The following is a 17467-nucleotide window of genomic DNA, read 5'->3' as shown; positions in this document are numbered from 1 at the left end:
TGGGGCCGGGTCAGTGTTGGTGTGGGCCGGGGGTCAGCGTTGAGCGTTCGGGCCGGCGACGTAGTATTTCCACATGATGTCGAATACCCGTTGTTTTAGCGATTCGACGGTATCATCCGGTTGAGGGGTGATGGGGTCGAGGAAGTGCATGTAGAGGCGATGGGGATGGAAGTAGAACGATCTGCCAGGGGGCATCACTTTGCGGGTGTTGAAGATGATGGCGGGGAGGATGGGATTGCCAGTGTTGAGGGCCAGGCGGAAGGCGCCGTCGTGGAAGGATTTGAGGGGGTCGGTCGTTTTGTTACGGGTGCCTTCGGGATAGATGCACATATGAAGCCCCATGTCGAGGGCTTCTTTCATTTTTGTAAAGCTTTCGCGGCGGGAGTTTTCGCTTTTGCGATCGACGAGGACGCTGCCGGTGCGGTACATCATGCCGAAGATGGGGATGCGGGCCATTTCGATCTTGGCGATGGTTTTGTTGCCGCCGGGGATGCCTGGGTAGGAGATGGGGACGTCGAGGAGTGCGTTATGGTTGCAGACGACGATGTAGGGCTGGCCGGGTGCGAATTTTTCGCGGCCGCGGACGCGCAGGGGGGTGCCGGCGAGGGGGAGGAAGACGCCCATCCAGACGCGGGCCATTCGGGCGAAGAAAGTGGTCTTTTGCGGATCGGGACGGAAATAACTAAAGAGGAGGAAGAACGGTAAGAATAGTAGCATGGTGATAGTGAAGAGGGCGATGACCCAGATGGCCCATAGGGGACCGAGGATGGACCAGAGGGGGGACGGGGGGGTGCCCTTCGCTGATTGATTCATGCTGCAATTTAGGGGATAGTTAGTTATTGGGTTGCGTTAGGGATCGGAGCGGCAGCCCGGAGCCGAAGGCGAGGACTATAGCGTAGAGCCCGACCCGCCGCATAGCTTTGGTTTGCGGCGGCGGGGAAAGCCCAAAGACCGGTCTTGTGCTAGAGCATCCAGTCGGTGGGGTCGATGCCGTTTTTTACGAGCCAGGCGTTGGCCTTGGAGAAGTGCCGGCAGCCGAAGAAGCCTTTGTCCACCGAGAAGGGGGAGGGGTGGGCGGCTTTCAGCACGAGGTGTTTGGTTTCGTCGACGAGGGCTTGCTTTTCCTGGGCGAACTTGCCCCACAGCAGAAAGACGGTGTGCTCTTTTAGCGCTGAGACCTTGGAGATGACGGCGTCGGTGAATTCTGCCCAGCCGATCTTGGCGTGGCTCATGGGTTCGTTGGCACGGACGGTGAGGGAGGCATTGAGCAGGAGGACGCCTTGTTCGGCCCAGGGGGTAAGGTCGCCATTGTTGGGGATGGGCATGCCGATGTCCTGGTGCAGTTCTTTAAATATATTGACGAGGGATGGGGGCTGGGGGATGCCTTTGGGGACGGAGAAGCTGAGTCCCATCGCCTGGCCGGGGCCATGATAGGGATCCTGCCCGAGGAGGACGATCTTGACCTTATCGAAGGGGGTGGTGTTGAAGGCGTTGAAGATGAGGCTGCCGGGCGGGTAGATGGTTTTGCCGGAGATTCTTTCCGTCTTGAGGTGGGTGACGATCTGGAGAAAATAGGGTTTGTTGAATTCCTGTTTGAGGACTTCTTTCCAGCTTTCTTCGATCTTTACGTCCATAGATAGTGGTGAATGGTTTTGGTCGAAGGTAGGTAAAACCCGGGATGCAAAACGGTTTGGCGAGGAAGGGGAAATTTTTTATTTTTGCCGGCCGCTGAGGGCTGTCCTAAGTTGTCCTCGGAGGTTATTCGACCCGGTAGCTCAGCTGAATAGAGCTCCTGCCTTCTAAGCAGGTGGTCGTGGGTTTGAATCCCGCCCGGGTCACAACGACCCCTCAGCTCTGCTGAGGGGTTTTTTCGTTTGGGAGCGGCGCGAGTTTACTCGTGTGAGCGGACAAATGAAAAAGCCGCAGCGCCGACAGGTGCTGGGGTCGTTGGGTAAGGCCCTCGCAGGGCGCTGGGATCAGCGGAGCTAATCCCGCCCGGGTCACCAAACAGGACAAGTCAAAATCTTCTTTGGTTTGTCCTGTTTCTTTTTGGCTGAAACCCGCGTCCAGCGTGTATATTAACTCAACCGCTTCATTGACGCGCGTGGTTCGATATTGAAAACCGTCAAAAGTGAGTTTTTCAGGATAAATCGAACCAATGATCGTTCGCTTCCGCTTTGTATCCCCGTCTTGATATAGTTCGTCCAGGTGGGCCAGATTCGAAACGGCTTTTTCCAGCAGGGGTTCTATGTTGGCGGAGAGACTGGAAACCTCGATTAGCCGGGCCTCCAGCCTTTCGATCTTCCTTTCATTTTCCCTCTTGATCTCCCGGAAATCCTGGGCGTCTATTTCTTCCTTCAACAGCAATTGCCGCCCCCTGACGATATCATTACCCGCCGAGTCGATCTGTTCGGCGAGTGACCTAATATCTTTCCGCTTGGCTTTTTGTTCTGACCTTGTAAGGAGTATTCAGCACATGGGGAGAACGGAATGTAACGGAAATTCTCACCTACGCCAGACCAAAAGATCAAGTTCAAAATGCAAACGAATTGCTAGTATGTTTAGTGCGAAACTCTCAAGTTGACAAGGTCGAAAGGGGCGTTTATTATAGCTTCACAATTTTGTCTGTAACTCTGTCAAGACACCCAACGATCTTAAATATTTGCAAATCACCAGTTTGAGAAATAAACATCCGACGCCGGCGCAGGATTCTTTCCAGTCATCAAGCCCAAAATCTGTCTTTCGCACAACAAATAGGTGAAAAAACGGTTTTCCAATAGGCATGCACTTGTTATATTGCCGCTCTCTAACGAACAGAAAAGAATATTCGGAATGGATCCACTGACGAAAGAACATAATATCAAGTATTTTAGAATCGAGGCACTATTTGGAGACCGCAACATTCATTTAAACTTCGACCAGAAGTTCAGGGTTCTAATTGGTGAGAACGGAATCGGCAAGACGTCAGTCCTAAACGCTCTCTATTATACGTTGACTGGTCGTTTTAATAAGTTACGAACATTAGAGTTCAAAAGCATCTCTGTCGAATTTAATAGCGGCAAAAATATAACCATCGAAAAAGATGACTTAGTTTTTTCAAACGAAGAAGATTTGCATAGGAATAGACAAGAGCTGCTTGTCTCTGATTATATACAAAAGAATTTAACAGAACGGGAGCACGAATTCATCTCATTTAATCTTGAATCAGGCAAAAAGATCAGCCATTCTGATTTCAATGAAATCGTATCCAGACTTGGCAGTCAGTTACACTACCCCAGTTCCTTTATCAGACGCCACCTTCAGTACATGTTTTCCGGGAAGTCCGGCAAACTGGATGAAGCCCGGAGAGTGATCGCTAAGGAACTTGATGCCGATATCCTATATTTTCCAACATATCGACGAATCGAAGAAGAGTTGCACAAACTTGGATCGGTCAACGACATTAATATTCCCCAGGACGATAAACGTCTCATCCAGTTTGGAATGGACGACGTCAGTAACACATTCACTGAAGTTCTGGAAGTCATAAAAAACTCCGCGATCTTGGGATTTTCCGAGATCACTGGCGAAATGTTAAGCCAGTACCTCGAAGGCCCTCCCCAACTTGACAGTGACATAAAAGAAAGACTCGATCCTAAATTGCTTAAAATAATCCTGGAACGTGTTGGCCCAAATATTACGGACGAAAATAAAACGAGGATATTGGACCTAATTAAGTCTGGAGAGGTTTTTCAGTCGGACAATTACAGGTATTTACTGAACTTCTTGTCCAAACTGGTTAAAGCCTACGACCAGCAAAAAGACTTGGATAACGCGATAAAAGCATTCGAATCAACCTGCAATAGTTACCTGACCGGAAAAAAAGTGATTTACAATGAAAGCAAGGTCACGATTGACATCGTGAACCAAAACAGTGACCAAAGCATTGAATTGCGAAACCTTTCATCCGGAGAGAAGCAAATTATATCAATGTTCAGCAAAATAATCTTTAACAAGGCAGAGAACCTTATCGTTCTTTTCGATGAACCCGAGTTGTCTTTGTCCCTCGAATGGCAGAGAAAACTATTGCCAGATATTTTGAAATCCAAGAAATGCAAACTTCTCTTATCCGTCACGCATTCTCCTTTTATTTTCGACAATGACCTGGATTCTTTTGCCGAAGAAATGAACAAATACGTGTCATACATAAACCCCACTCAAGAAAATAACTCCTAAACCGCATCACTATTATGAATGTTGAAGAATTGCGAGAAAGTCGAAAGGGAGCAACCGTCATATTCACAAAGATCACCCGAATGAAAGAACAATACCCAAACAGTCTATTTTGTTGTTTTGAAGGGGATGACGCAAAATATTACTTTAATAGGATAGAAATGCGGACTGGGTACTCTCCCGAAGAGATTATTCCGTTCCATTGCGGTGGAAAGATAGAGGTCTTGCGACTGTATCGACTTTTCAAAGAAAAACAGGAATACTCAAGCATAAAGTTTTTGTATTTTATTGATCGCGATTTTGACGAACCTTACCCAAACGGCCAAGGGATTTACGAAACTCCTGTCTATTCAGTTGAAAATTTTTACACTACTTACGAAGCGTTCGTTCGGATTTTGAAGGCTGAATTCAACTACCTTGAGGACGATCCCGAATGGGCTTTTCTTACAAAAGCATTTAAAGAAAGGCAAGACGAATTCCATAGAGCAACTGCCTATTTTAATGCGTGGCTCGCCTGCCAACGGGATTATTCAAATAGTAATTCGGGGGCAACCCGCCTCAATCTTGATGATTTTTCATTAAAAAAGATCGTCCAGACGATAAATCTCGATAAGATTGAATCCAATTATGACCTAAACTCGCTTGAAGCCTTGTTTCCGTCGGCTGTCAAATTACAAGAACAAGAAATTCAAAAGAAAATAGCCGCGTTGACCAAGAGTTCGCCGCAACAAACTTTCCGTGGAAAATTTGAAGTCGATTTCTTATTCGATTTCCTGGAAGGCATTAAGATAGAATATGCGAAAAAGGACGCGAGCAGGCTCGAAAAAAAGCCCGGGTTTAAATTGAACCATAGCAAAAAGAATATGATGGGAGAGTTCAGCCAATATGCTTCAACTACACAATGCTTGATCGAGTATTTGACTGGCTTTAGTGTTCAGGGGACAAAAATTGCTTAGACAAGTGTAATGGTAGCAAGATATATATATTAGTTTATTTGTGTATATTAGGACCGTATTTGATTTTTCACTATTTTGACAGGTATGAATTACTTTTGATACAATTAATAGATATGGCAGTTAGAATTACTTGTATTAGGAAAGGTACTGGATTTTACGAAAATCAACATACGGCTATCACGGATTTAGGTTGGATAAACGAAGAAACGAAAGTATCTGGGTTGTCGACAAGATTACAAATCTATGAATTCCTCGAACAAGGCGGTCAGGCCTACGTTGTTGATCCTTTTGGCGTTAGAGCCTATTTGACACGCGCTCAGACAGACCAAGGAACCAAGTTTGTAAAAACAGCCAAAGACCAATCAACGGCCGACAACCTATTGAACCTTGGCCCATGCGCAGGTTCACTATAACTGAAAGGTCGTCTCTGGAATATTTAAACCCTTCAACTTACTGCCACATTCAAATTATGCACCTGGATGACATCTTTCAGCATTCAGCCAATAAAATTCACTATGAAGTTTTTGATAACATTGGAGATGTACATTTGAGAGAGGCTGACCAAAACGGATACATGAAAGCTGGAACCAGTAGTAACAGAAAGAAAATAAGTGACATTCTTTAAAATATGAAAGGAAAGACGGCTGAAGATCATCGAAAAACTAAAAACATTTGCGAGGCTATGACTATGCAAGATAAACGAACAGATTTTCTTGTTAAACTTCTTCGCTGTGGCTCAAATGAGAAGAGGAAAAGGCACGAAGATTTCATAACCCTTGTACTCGAGGAATTCTTCATTGACAACTTCATTATCCTTCAGAGTTTCTTAATGGAATTTTTCAATATTGAAACAAATTGCAACACAAAGGTCAACATAAAATCACATTGTTCTGGTAAAAATTCAATATATGATCTTCGAATTACTGACAGCAATTTATTTTATCTAATAATTGAACTCAAAGTAGCAGCAACAACGGACCCTAACCAACTGGAAAAATATTTAAGTAATTTAGAAAATAACCCAACTGCAAAAAAAGCACTTTGCCTGATTTCTCCTAGGCATAACGTCAATATTGAGAAAACGAAAATTTCATTTAAAGCAATGACATGGTCAGAATTTGTATCCTTTTTAGAAAAAAATATTTGTGCAAATAACAAGTGTTCCGTAGATCGTTTTTTAGAATTAGCCAAGGAATTAGATTTGGATTGCAGATTAACAAAGTCGAGAAAAGCCTGGAAATGCCCTGAGTGCGGTTTGCAAATTTCGGGGTATGGAATATATCGACACCAACGATCTGCTTGTTTTAGAAATAGAAGAGAAATTCGAAAAGAATTTTATGAAAGGGGGAATAAGCAAATTGAAGACTTCACTAGGGAATATAAAAAGGTTGAAGAAAAAATGGCAAGGCTAGAGTCAGAAATTGAAAAGACGCCTAAAATCCAGCAAAAAAGCTATTCAGATATATACGAACTTACGGATCAAATAAATAAGGCTCTTCCCAAAGAATGGATCTTATATTTCCTATTCCGTATCAGGTATCACTTTTCAAATAGCGTTTTTAATGAATATATCCAAGTTTTTCGAAAAAGACTCACGCTACAGGGAGTACTAAGTTTTGAACATCCTTCCGGCAATCTCTTAGATGAAATCAATTCGCATGTATATTTTGGTAGTACAAGGTCGATGCATAATATCATTGAAGAGCTAAGGATGATTTAACGTTAGAGAACGTCATGTTTTAAATAATTTTCTCATAGCGCATTACCCAAGCAATTACAAATTAAAGTAATTCAAGCACTTAGTTCCGCCCAGATCACTTTTAAACGCGGACATGATTCAACGTACAGTTTGAAGACATTCCCCCCATTTTTTACATAACGTTTATGGAGCCCTGCATTACCGGGGCTTTTTTTCTCGAAAAGACTATTCGTCACATCCTTTAAGCTGCTCTCTCTTCTTCCTCTCCTACTTGATTGGCATATTGGGTGGCATACCGGATGGTCAATTGGGCGGCCAATTGCAAATGATTGGCTGTAACTCAATACCGGCAACGTGTTTCATATATATGCACAGTAATATTGCACACTGCGTGGATAACCTGCGCTAATTTCTTTGTTTCGTTATAGTATTTTTGAGTTAGCTCCTTTCCCAAAAGGAGTAAGCCGCCCCTGGGTGAGATCTGGAAGCGGCTATGAGAGGGCGAAACTACGATTTTGTCTACAACGGGGGAAGGGCTCCAATCCCAAACCACGGCAAATACCAAAGTTTCCCCTTTTTTGTTTTACAAAAGCTCTACAAATGCCTTGCAAAAGCTCTACAAATGTAACGGAAGAGTACACTTTCCATTGTATGAATTATCCCCATCAATGTGTACAACCCTATATACGATTTTAATATAGAATCAAAAAGTCCTCCACCAATTGAGAGGCTTCGATAGTCGAGCAATTCAATTGGTAGCTCTAATTCTTGTAGCTGGAGGTCGGGGAAACCGGCATTTCCATCTCACCGCGATGGGACCACCCAGTTGTTTAACAAGAAAATTCCAAAGGGGCTACTGAATGTCAACACGTTAATTCAGCAACGAACCTCAAATCGGTAAAAAACGGTTTGAAAAGTGTCCAATCCGGGTCACTTTTTCATCTCCACGCTTTAAGACCCGCTCTGGCAGCGGGTTTTTTGGTTCGATACAGCTTTCTGCCAACTGTATCCGTCCACTAATTGGATGTCCAATCATTTTTATAACATACATGCCTACTCATTCTGTGAGATTCGTCGAACCGTAGGTGTTTGTCATTCAAGGCTTGGAATCCACTGCATTTTACAAATTCCCCGCATACCCTGCCGATGCTCGTTCCTGCACGATTACTGTATCGAAACCGAACATCGTTGTCTCTCACAGGCCTTGACAGAAGAATGGTCTTCAAGACTTTATAAACCCGGCACTCTTTTGGGACCATACTGATGATTTGGCCGCCTTACTCGTAATAAAACCGACCATCCCATGTTCCGCAACTATCTCAAGATTGCCTTCCGCAGCCTCAGGAAAAGCAAGGGCTTTACCGCCCTCAACATCATCGGTCTCGCTGCCGGCCTCGGCGTCTGTCTGCTGATCGTCCTGTACGTCACCGATGAGCTCAGTTACGACCGCTACAACGTCAACGCCGATCGCATCTATCGGATCGATGAGGATATCTACTTGAATAACACCCAGTACGACGCTGTCACCACCTCCAAATATTTCGGCCCCACGATCGTCGCTTCCTATCCGAAGATCCAGCAGATGGTCCGATTCCGCAACCCAGGCGATCAGCTGGTGAGGAAGGGCAACGACCACGTCCTCGACCATCGCTTCACCTTCGCCGACTCGACGATCTTCAAGGTCTTCACGCTGCCCATGATCGCCGGCGACCCAAATACCGCCCTCAACAACCCTCATTCCATCGTGATCGATGAAAGTGCCGCCCGCCGCTATTTCAACAGCACCGATGTCATCGGCCGCACACTGGAGGTAGGTAGTGCCAATACACCCCTCAAGATCACCGGGGTCATCCGGGACATGCCGGAACAGTCTCAGTTCCATTTCAGCTTCATTCGCCCCATCCGCGAAGCCTACTCCTTCAATGACCCCGCCGACAACGACTGGGTAAGTAATGCTTATTATACCTATATCCTTGTCCAACCCGGCACCACGCGAGCCGAGGCCCAGAAGGATGTAGACGAAGTCGTCAACCTCCATATTTACCCGGCCCTCCAGAGAATGTTCCGCGTTTCGGGCGCCGACCTCGAGAAAGCGGGTAATCATTTCCGGTGCCGCATCTTCCCCCTCACCGACGTGCACCTCCATTCCAATAAGTCTGGTGAGTTCGAAGCCAACAGCAATATCCAGTATGTATACATCTTTTCCGTCATCGCCGTGCTCATCCTCCTGATCGCCTGCGTCAACTTCATGAACCTCAGCACTGCCCGCTCGGCGAACCGCGCCAAGGAAGTGGGTATCCGCAAGGTCGCCGGCTCGACAAAAGGACACCTTATCCTCCAGTTCCTCACCGAGTCCATTCTGCTCAGTCTCTTCTCCCTCGTCCTCGCCCTTAGCATCGCTGTCCTGCTGCTGCCGATGTTCAATCAGCTTGCCGGCAAATCGCTCCATCCCGACGTGCTCTTCAGCGGCCGGTTTCTGGCCATCCTCATCCTGCTGGTGCTGCTGGTCGGCTGTCTCGCCGGCAGCTACCCCGCCTTCTACCTTTCCTCCTTTCAGCCGATTCAAGTATTGAAAGGAAAGATTGCCGCAGGCTTCAAGAGCAGCTGGCTTCGTAGCAGCCTGGTGGTCTTTCAATTTTTTATTTCTATTGGCCTCATCGTCAGCACCCTCGTCATCTATCGCCAGCTGCACTATATTCGAAATAAGGAAGTCGGCTTCAATCGGGATCAGGTACTCGTCATCCATGATACCTGGTCGCTCGGCCGGGATGGCACAACCAATCTTCGCAAGAACCTGCTCACCCTTGCCGGCGTCACCGACGCAACCGTCACCCCGGACATCCCCACCGTGGGCGGCGATCAGTACTGGCAGGAAGGCTGGTTCCGGGAGGCCTCGCTCGACGCCAGGAAATCGAACATCATGACCACGCTTAGGGTCGACGACCATTATGTTCCCACCCTCGGCATGCAGATCGTCAAAGGCCGCAACTTCGACCTCGCGCAATTTCCTACCGACTCCACTGCCATCCTCCTCAATGAGGCCGCCGTAGCGACGCTCGGCGTGAAGGACCCGCTCCATCTGATCCTCTACAATCACGATGATCTGTACAAGACTATCACCTATCATGTCGTCGGCGTCGTAAAGGATTTCAACTATAACTCCATGCATGACAAGATCCACCCCGTTGTCATGCTGGTCAACACGTTTAACTGGAGCACCATGGCCGTCCGCTTCCACACGAATGATGCCTTCAGTCTCGTCCGGCAGGTGGAAAGTAAGTTCCATGCCGCTAAGCAAGGAGTGCCCTTCAGCTACACCTTCATGGATAACGACTTTGATAAATTGTATCACGCCGAGCAGCAGACCGGCCAGATCTTCATCACCTTCGCCGTCTTCGCCATTCTCATTGCCTGCCTCGGTCTCTTCGGCCTCGTTACCTATGCTGCCGAACAACGCACCAAGGAGATCGGCATCCGCAAGGTCCTCGGCGCCCGCGTCAGTGGTATCGTCGGCCTCCTCAGCAGGGACTTTACGATGCTTGTCGGGATCGCTGCGCTCATCGCCTTCCCCGCCGCGTGGTGGGCCATGTACAAATGGCTCGAGACGTTTGCCTATCGTACGGAGATCAGCTGGTGGATATTCCTCGTGGCCGGCGCCGTTGCCCTCGCCATTGCCCTGTTGACGGTGAGTATTCAGACCATCCGCGCGGCCCTTGCTAACCCAATAAAATCCCTCCGCAGCGAATGATCGGCGAATTATTTTCGGGTCCTTCTATTTTACGGAGTGGCCAAACTCAAATGTTTAACAAAGTGACCACGCAAGGAAGTTCCAGGAGCGGGGTGATCAATCACTTAGATCTACGATTAACCTTAAATCATTTAGAAAGCGGTTCGAAAAGTGTCCAATCCGGGTCACAAAGGCCCTTCAGCGAAGCTGAGGGGCCTTTGCATAAACTGGTTTTATATTATATATTTATAGGGGTCTAAATTAAATCTTTTTCAAAAAAATACAAACTGACCGCGATGAAAAGGAGCACGTTTATTCTGACTTCCCTAATTGGTTCGCATATAGCAACTTTCGCAAGAGAAATCAGATATTTTCGACTTTCAAAACCCTTTAAGGTTGAGGCAGGAAAAGATCGTTTTAATGACGATTTTGTATATCGGGGTAATCACTTTCTTCTTAAAGTATCTGCTAAGGATACAGATGGCCAACTTTGTATTTTTGATACTACAAGAGTTAAAAAGGGAGGACCTCGCCTTCATTTACATTACTCACAGGACGAATGGTTTTTCGTCTTAAAAGGAGAATTTAACTTTAAGGTAGGTGATGAAACATTCTATTTAAAAGAAGGGGACACTTTGTTCGGACCACGAGGAATTCCTCATGCATTTGCGTTAACCAGCGAAGGTGAGGGGAGATTACTATTGACCTATCAACCCGCTGGCTCTATCGAAGAATTTTTTAAGGAAGCACGTGGTATGACAAATCCTACTGAAGAACAATCAAAGGAACTTTTTAAGAAACATGGAATGGAGCTTTTGGGTTCACCCATGGATTGAAATGATTTCAGCTGGTTGTTTAACATCAATCTCATAAACCGAGACTTCTCACCTTTGACAATCAGGCCCTTGCAAGGGTATAGGGATCAGCGGAGCTAATCCCGCCCGGGTCACAAATGCCTCGCACAAATGTAGTTGTGCGAACTTGTTCGTTCATGCACGACTACTGTATCGAAACCGGACATCATGGTCTCTCGCCGCCCTCGATAGACGGGTGGTCTTCAAGACTTTACAAATCCGGCGCTCTTTTGGGATCACCTTGATGATCTGGCCGCCATACTCGTCACAAAAACCGACCACTCCATGTTCCGCAACTATCTCAAGATCGCCTTCCGCAGCCTCAGGAAAAGCAAGGGCTTTACCGCCATCAACGTCATCGGGCTGTCGTCCGGGCTCGCCGTTTGTCTCCTGATCGTCCTGTATGTCACTGACGAGTTGGGCTATGACCGCTACAATGTCAACGCGGATCGCATCTATCGCCTTGACGCGGACATCTTTTACAACCATACGGGATACCTGGGGGCAGATGGGCCAAAACCCCTGGCCCCTTCCCTGATCCATGACAATCCGCAGTTCGAACAGTTTGTCCGGCTCAGCTATGCCGGGGATGTCATGGTTAGAAAGGGCAACAATTATGTCCAGGAACACCATTACGTCTTCGCCGATTCCACCTTTTTCAAGGTCTTCACCGTCCGGATGCTTGCCGGCGATCCGAATACGGCGCTGAATGAACCCAACTCGCTGGTTATCGACGAGAGTACAGCCAGAAAATATTTCGATGGATCCAATGCCCCGGGGAATGTAGTCGGCAAGAGCCTGGAACTGGAAAACCACACCATTTGCAAGATCACCGGCGTCTTCCAGGATATGCCCCGCCAGTCGCATTTCCATTTCAGCCTTATCCGCCCGATGCGCGAGGCCGGCATTGGCGATTATTGGCTCGGCCAGAACTGTATCAGCTACATTCTTGCCAGACCGGGCTACAGCAGTAGCTTCCTCCAAAGCCGCGTGAATGTCACGGTCAACACTTATATCGGCAAAGCAATGCAGACCGAGCTGCACCAATCCATGCAGGACATGGATCGGCAGGGAGCGCATATTCGGTACCTCCTGATGCCGCTGAGGGATATCCATCTTCATTCCAACAAGATTGCCGAATTCGAACCCAACGGCAATATCGTTTATGTGTACGTCTTTTTGTTTATCGCGATCCTCATCCTGGCCATCGCCTGCGTGAATTTTATGAACCTCAGCACTGCCCGCTCCGCCAATCGCGCAAAGGAAGTAGGCATCCGCAAGGTGGCCGGCTCCACCAAGGGACATCTCATTTTCCAGTTCCTTACGGAGTCGGTGCTGCTCAGCTTTTTCTCGGGGCTGCTTGCGATGGGCATCGCCGTTGCGCTCCTGCCCATGTTCAACCAACTCTCGGGTAAACAGCTGGACGCGGGGATGCTCTACTCTTCGCGCATCCTGCCCCTGATGGTGGGGCTGGTCCTGACGGTGGGTTTCCTCGCCGGCAGCTATCCCGCGTTCTATCTTTCATCCTTCCGGCCGATCCTGGTCCTCAAAGGCAAGATCGCCGCCGGTTTCAAGGCCAGCTGGCTGCGCAGCAGCCTGGTCGTCTTTCAGTTCTTTATCTCCATCGGGCTGATCATCGGGACGCTTGTCATCTATCGTCAGCTCACCTACATCCGCAACCGGGATATCGGCTTTAACCGTGACCAGGTGCTGGTCGTGCAAAATGCCTATTTGGCTGGCGACGCTGTAAGGCCGTTCCGCCAGGACCTGCTAAAGCTTAGCGGCGTGGTCGATGCAACCCTCACCAACAATCTCCCCACCAATCCGGGCAACTACAGTCAGAATGCCTGGTACCGCGAACGGAACATGGCCCCCGGGAATATGGTGCTCCTGACCAATTTGTTTGTCGACGAACACTATATCCCCACGCTGGGCATGCACATGGTCACGGGCAGGAATTTTACCCCCGCCGAATACCGCGCGGACTCGATGGGCATCATCCTCAATGAAGCGGCGGCACAGATGCTGGGCTTTAAGGACCCGCTCAACCAAAAACTTTATGTCCCCGGCGCGAAGGACTCCACCGGCGCCTATAAGCTCGACGAATACCATGTCATCGGTGTTGTAAAGGATTTTAACTTCACCTCGATGCATGAAAAAGTACAGCCCATGATCATGAACCTCGCCGACAACCGCGGCAGCCTGTCCATCCGCTTTCAAGGCGGTGTCATCCCTGCGCTGGTACAGGAGGTGGAGGCCGGCTGGCGACGCATTGCGAACGGGGCGCCTTTTAGCTATACCTTTCTGGACAACGACTTCAACAACATTTACAAGAGCGAGTCGCAGACGGGCCGGCTCTTTGTCACCTTTGCCGTCTTCGCCATCCTTATCGCCTGTCTCGGGCTGTTCGGCCTGGTGACCTATGCGGCCGAGCAGCGGATGAAGGAGATCGGCATCCGCAAGGTGCTGGGAGCAAATGTCGGCGGTATCGTGGCCCTGCTAAGCCGCGATTTCCTGCAGCTGGTGGGGATCGCTGCTATTATCGCCTTTCCCGTCGCTTGGTGGGCCATGAACCAGTGGCTGCGGAGTTTTGCCTATAGGACCGGCATCAGCTGGTGGATCTTTGCCGCGGCGGCTGCGGCCGCCATCCTAATCGCGCTGGTCACCGTGAGCTTCCAGACGATCCGAGCGGCCCTCGCTAACCCAGTGAAATCCCTCCGCAGCGAATGATCAGCGAATTATTTTCGGGTCCTGAGCGCAAACCGATTGCTTATATTCTTTCCAACTCAAAACCTTGATCTAATTGGTTAGTTCTATTTTACGGAGGAGCCAAACTCAAAAGTTTAACAAAGTGACCGCGCGAGGAAGTTCCAGGAGCGGGATTATCAATCACTTAGATCTACGATTAACCTTAAATCATATAGAAAACGGTTTGAAAAGTGTCCAATCCGGGTCACGAAGCCTTCAAATCACTGGATTTGAAGGCTTTTTCAGAAGATGCCCAAAATCATGCTCTATTAGAATCGCAACGTTGGACAGCCTTAATCTCGAACCTTCCATTCCGTAATTCATCAACACTCCTGTTTGTAACCTTTGATAGGCTTTACCCATCCCTAAAGACAGAAGACACCATTTTTTGCATTGCCCATCCCCCAAAAGGGTTCAAAAAGGAGAAATTGAACTCATTGATCGTCTCATTTCGCTTTGTGGCGATTGCTCGCAAAGTCTTGATCAGGAATGACCTCAGGGCAAACCCACAGCAGAAGACCAGGATGAAGAGCATTCCAATGACGGCAATACCTACGGTGCGATATTCCAGAAGATAGAGTATCCAATTAAAAAAAACGCAAACGAAACTACTATAAAGCAGAAAAAAAGTAATCCTATCCACAATTTGATCCGATGTACTTTCTGGCCTACGATTTCGGGAAACTTATCCTCTGCCGCCGTGACGAACCCCCACCACCATCCGCAATAGATTATTGCTTTTAAGAAAGCACAGATCCCCGCAGCTCTTAATGTTAGAAATAGCACATAAGGCATCGGATCCGATGGCATTCTGGAAAGGCCCAAAAGGACAATGATCAACATGATGATCCAGGGAATGCCCTGAACCATCCAAAATTGTACGTATGACAGCCTGATAAGAAGCTTCATTATGAGATAAATATAACGTTTTCATAGCGAACCTTGTAGATGTACAACCATTTTGTTTTTGCCCCTGCATCAAGTCTGTTTGATCACAATTTCATTTGATCCTCATCACAAATCGAAGTGTATTGCGGTCAGCATCGGTTACATAGAATTCACGACGGCCCCAGCTCTGGTTAATAGGCCCCTGGTGTACTGGTGATGCTTCTCTGCCCGACGTGTCCAATCCTCGCTGCTTGTATTTTGCAAAAAGCGCGTCTACATCCTCCACCCACACGTTGGCTACTGATCCAAAGAGATAATCACCCTCGTGAACCGTTAACTGGAAACAGGCGTCTCCGTTGCCCAGGTCAACTACGAATGAATCCACCGTATCCTCCGGATCTGTCATTACAAAGTCAAGCACTTGAGTATAATGTACCAATGCAGACCGCATATCCCGTACTTTAAAAACAGGAATGATTTTCATGTTAAACTCCTTGTTTTATAGTGAAAAGTCTTGTATGATGATTTGGCGTATATTGAACGGTTAACCTCGTTGGCACCCTGGCGGCAAATTTCGCAAAAATTGGGCAATTGCTGATAGTTGGTCCGTGTAGCGGCTTTCTAACATTTCCCCGGCAGCAGCGGAGCTAATCCCGCCCGGGTCACTTAAAGATCAGGCACTTAGAAAAATGTTTCCAGGTGCTTTTTTGGTTTTTGCACAGATAGTGTGTGCAGATCGGTTGATATATCGGTGATGGGTAAGTGAAGAAATAAGAAGCACCACGACGTATATGATTGATATTTACTGACTTTAATCGAGCTGTTTGGAAGGCAGTGAAACGAGAGAATTGTGAATTGCACAGCGCAAAAAAACCGGCTGGGTCGCCTCGAAAATATTTTTTCAAAAAAGGGTGATTTTACGGTTTTTTTTGTTAGGCCTATAGCGTATCTTCAGTCATAGACGACCATCGAGCAATTTTGCCAAAGATCCCCCCTAAAAAAATCCGGGTTTACCCGAAATTACCTGGCAAATAAATAGCTTTCTGAATACAATGCAGATAAAGCGCAGAGGCAATGGTTCACGAAGTATTTTGAACTTTGTGTCAATGTCAATTAAGCCTACGAAGGCATCTCGAAAGTGCAGAAACTCATGGACCTGGTAGTATCCACACCCAATACATTGGACACTGTAGTATCCGTCCTTGCTGTAGACAAAAAAGGTAATCTGACCCGCATACCTGGCGGCCACCTCTACCTGATCGAATAAAAGTAAATTGACAGTGATGGCATTTGCACACAAACCAACGGCAGCTCAGTGGACTACATCTGCCAAATCTACAATACCTCTTCAGGTGCACTATGGGAAGGGTGATCGGATAAAATCAACCGTTGAAGAATCCAAAGCTGAAATGATCGCACCAACATTGCCTCGCTTTGGGTTCGATTATGGCCGAATTTCCGTACATCCTCCTGTCGCAATGAAGGCCGAAGGAAAGCTTGCCGGTGGCGCGGAGAAGCTCATTGATGGGGGCACAAAACCTGCGGCAGTGGATGCGGGGGCTGCGATCGACCTCGAAAGCGACACTCTTCCGGCTACAAGGATGGATGCCTCATCCCCAGCGCCGGCACCGCCGGTGAATCCACCGCTTCCACCGCCTCCACCAGCCGGGCCCCTCTGGAAGCCTGGCCAGCACATAGTGCCCAAGTTCACTGTAACCGAGAAAGAGGGGCCGCGTTCGAACAGCGACCCGGCTACCACCGATGTCGATACGCCTACATTCACTGGCGCCGCCGCAGTAGATGGCAAAGCGAGTATGTGGCGCTACCAGCTCAAAGGGGTTGAAGGCAAGGGCCGGATCAATTTTGTTTACTTTACTGCAGATCATTATCCAGCGCCTAGTCCCAACGACGATTCCGGCGATTTGAGCAATGTCACGAAGGCCAACTGGAAAGATGTCGTCCACGACTTGGAGTCCCACAAGAACGGCGTCGCTGGTGATTGGGCTGCCTATCGACGTACGATCCTCCACGAGCGTTACCACTGGAATACGGAATGGCAAGGTTCGGTCAAGAAGGAGTTAGTCAAGGCGGAGAATGACATCGAGAAGGAAGGCGTGCCCTTTGCTGGCGCGGCCGATGCTTCGGCAGCCGAAAAGATCCTCGAGCCAAAAGTGAATAAGATCTTTGACCGTGGGATGGTGGAGGCACGGAGGGCTTACAACGCGCTGGGTGATTCACCAGGTGATCCACCCTACGTGGCTGGCTCAGTCGGTGCCGTTGATCTCGCAGCACGGGTCAAGTCTTACGCCACCGCTAAGAAATGGTAAGCCAGGAGGTCCCAAATATGGAGTGTTTCGTAGCGATCGTGACTACCCATCCGTTG

The 17467-nt window shown here is 48.1% G+C and carries 12 protein-coding genes and 1 tRNA gene; 9 read left to right on the top strand and 4 right to left on the bottom strand.

The genetic code is table 11. The annotated features are described in order from the left end of the window. Positions 1-33: 33 nt before the first annotated feature. Positions 34-813 (bottom strand): lysophospholipid acyltransferase family protein, encoded by a 780-nt coding sequence (locus tag IEY39_RS10010; protein WP_188931029.1) that lies wholly within the window; start codon positions 811-813, stop codon positions 34-36. Positions 814-962: 149 nt separating this feature from the next. Next, positions 963-1634, bottom strand: coding sequence for a uracil-DNA glycosylase (gene ung / locus IEY39_RS10005; protein WP_188931027.1), 672 nt, complete (start codon positions 1632-1634; stop codon positions 963-965). 130 nt (positions 1635-1764) lie between these two features. Here ung and IEY39_RS10000 point away from each other — a divergent pair. Further along, positions 1765-1838 (top strand) — tRNA-Arg (locus IEY39_RS10000). 10 nt (positions 1839-1848) lie between these two features. On the opposite strand, the gene IEY39_RS09995 is transcribed toward IEY39_RS10000, so the two are convergent. Further along, complete coding sequence (locus IEY39_RS09995; RefSeq protein WP_188931025.1) at positions 1849-2361, bottom strand: hypothetical protein; 513 nt, start codon at positions 2359-2361, stop codon at positions 1849-1851. A gap of 471 nt (positions 2362-2832) precedes the next feature. Here IEY39_RS09995 and IEY39_RS09990 point away from each other — a divergent pair, with 471 nt between their 5' ends. The 7 genes from IEY39_RS09990 to IEY39_RS09960 all read left to right on the top strand — a co-directional run bounded on the left by IEY39_RS09990 (position 2833) and on the right by IEY39_RS09960 (position 14178). Continuing rightward, on the top strand, positions 2833-4215 hold the full coding sequence (locus tag IEY39_RS09990; protein ID WP_188931023.1) for an AAA family ATPase: 1383 nt from the start codon (positions 2833-2835) through the stop codon (positions 4213-4215). Between the two features lie 14 nt (positions 4216-4229). Then, positions 4230-5168 carry a DUF4435 domain-containing protein gene (locus IEY39_RS09985; RefSeq protein ID WP_188931021.1) on the top strand — a complete coding sequence of 313 codons (939 nt, stop codon included), beginning with the start codon at positions 4230-4232 and terminating at the stop codon, positions 5166-5168. 113 nt (positions 5169-5281) lie between these two features. Then, positions 5282-5581 (top strand): DUF3892 domain-containing protein, encoded by a 300-nt coding sequence (locus tag IEY39_RS09980; RefSeq protein WP_188931019.1) that lies wholly within the window; start codon positions 5282-5284, stop codon positions 5579-5581. Positions 5582-5796: 215 nt separating this feature from the next. Then, complete coding sequence (locus IEY39_RS09975; protein ID WP_188931017.1) at positions 5797-6888, top strand: PD-(D/E)XK nuclease family protein; 1092 nt, start codon at positions 5797-5799, stop codon at positions 6886-6888. A 1282-nt stretch (positions 6889-8170) separates the two neighbouring features. Continuing rightward, entirely contained in the window at positions 8171-10615 is a 2445-nt protein-coding gene (locus tag IEY39_RS09970; protein ID WP_188931016.1) for an ABC transporter permease, read from the top strand. A 275-nt stretch (positions 10616-10890) separates the two neighbouring features. Next, positions 10891-11430 carry a cupin domain-containing protein gene (locus IEY39_RS09965; RefSeq protein ID WP_188931015.1) on the top strand — a complete coding sequence of 180 codons (540 nt, stop codon included), beginning with the start codon at positions 10891-10893 and terminating at the stop codon, positions 11428-11430. Positions 11431-11733: 303 nt separating this feature from the next. Further along, positions 11734-14178 (top strand): ABC transporter permease, encoded by a 2445-nt coding sequence (locus IEY39_RS09960; protein ID WP_188931014.1) that lies wholly within the window; start codon positions 11734-11736, stop codon positions 14176-14178. A 1018-nt stretch (positions 14179-15196) separates the two neighbouring features. Here IEY39_RS09960 and IEY39_RS09955 read toward each other — a convergent pair. Then, on the bottom strand, positions 15197-15568 hold the full coding sequence (locus tag IEY39_RS09955; RefSeq protein ID WP_188931013.1) for a VOC family protein: 372 nt from the start codon (positions 15566-15568) through the stop codon (positions 15197-15199). Positions 15569-16367: 799 nt separating this feature from the next. On the opposite strand from IEY39_RS09955, the gene IEY39_RS09950 reads away from it, so the two are divergent. Beyond that, on the top strand, positions 16368-17411 hold the full coding sequence (locus IEY39_RS09950; RefSeq protein ID WP_188931011.1) for a hypothetical protein: 1044 nt from the start codon (positions 16368-16370) through the stop codon (positions 17409-17411). Positions 17412-17467: the final 56 nt, after the last annotated feature.

Source organism: Puia dinghuensis (assembly GCF_014642875.1).
Lineage (GTDB): Bacteria > Bacteroidota > Bacteroidia > Chitinophagales > Chitinophagaceae > Puia > Puia dinghuensis.
This window is presented reverse-complemented; position numbering and strand designations above follow the sequence as displayed.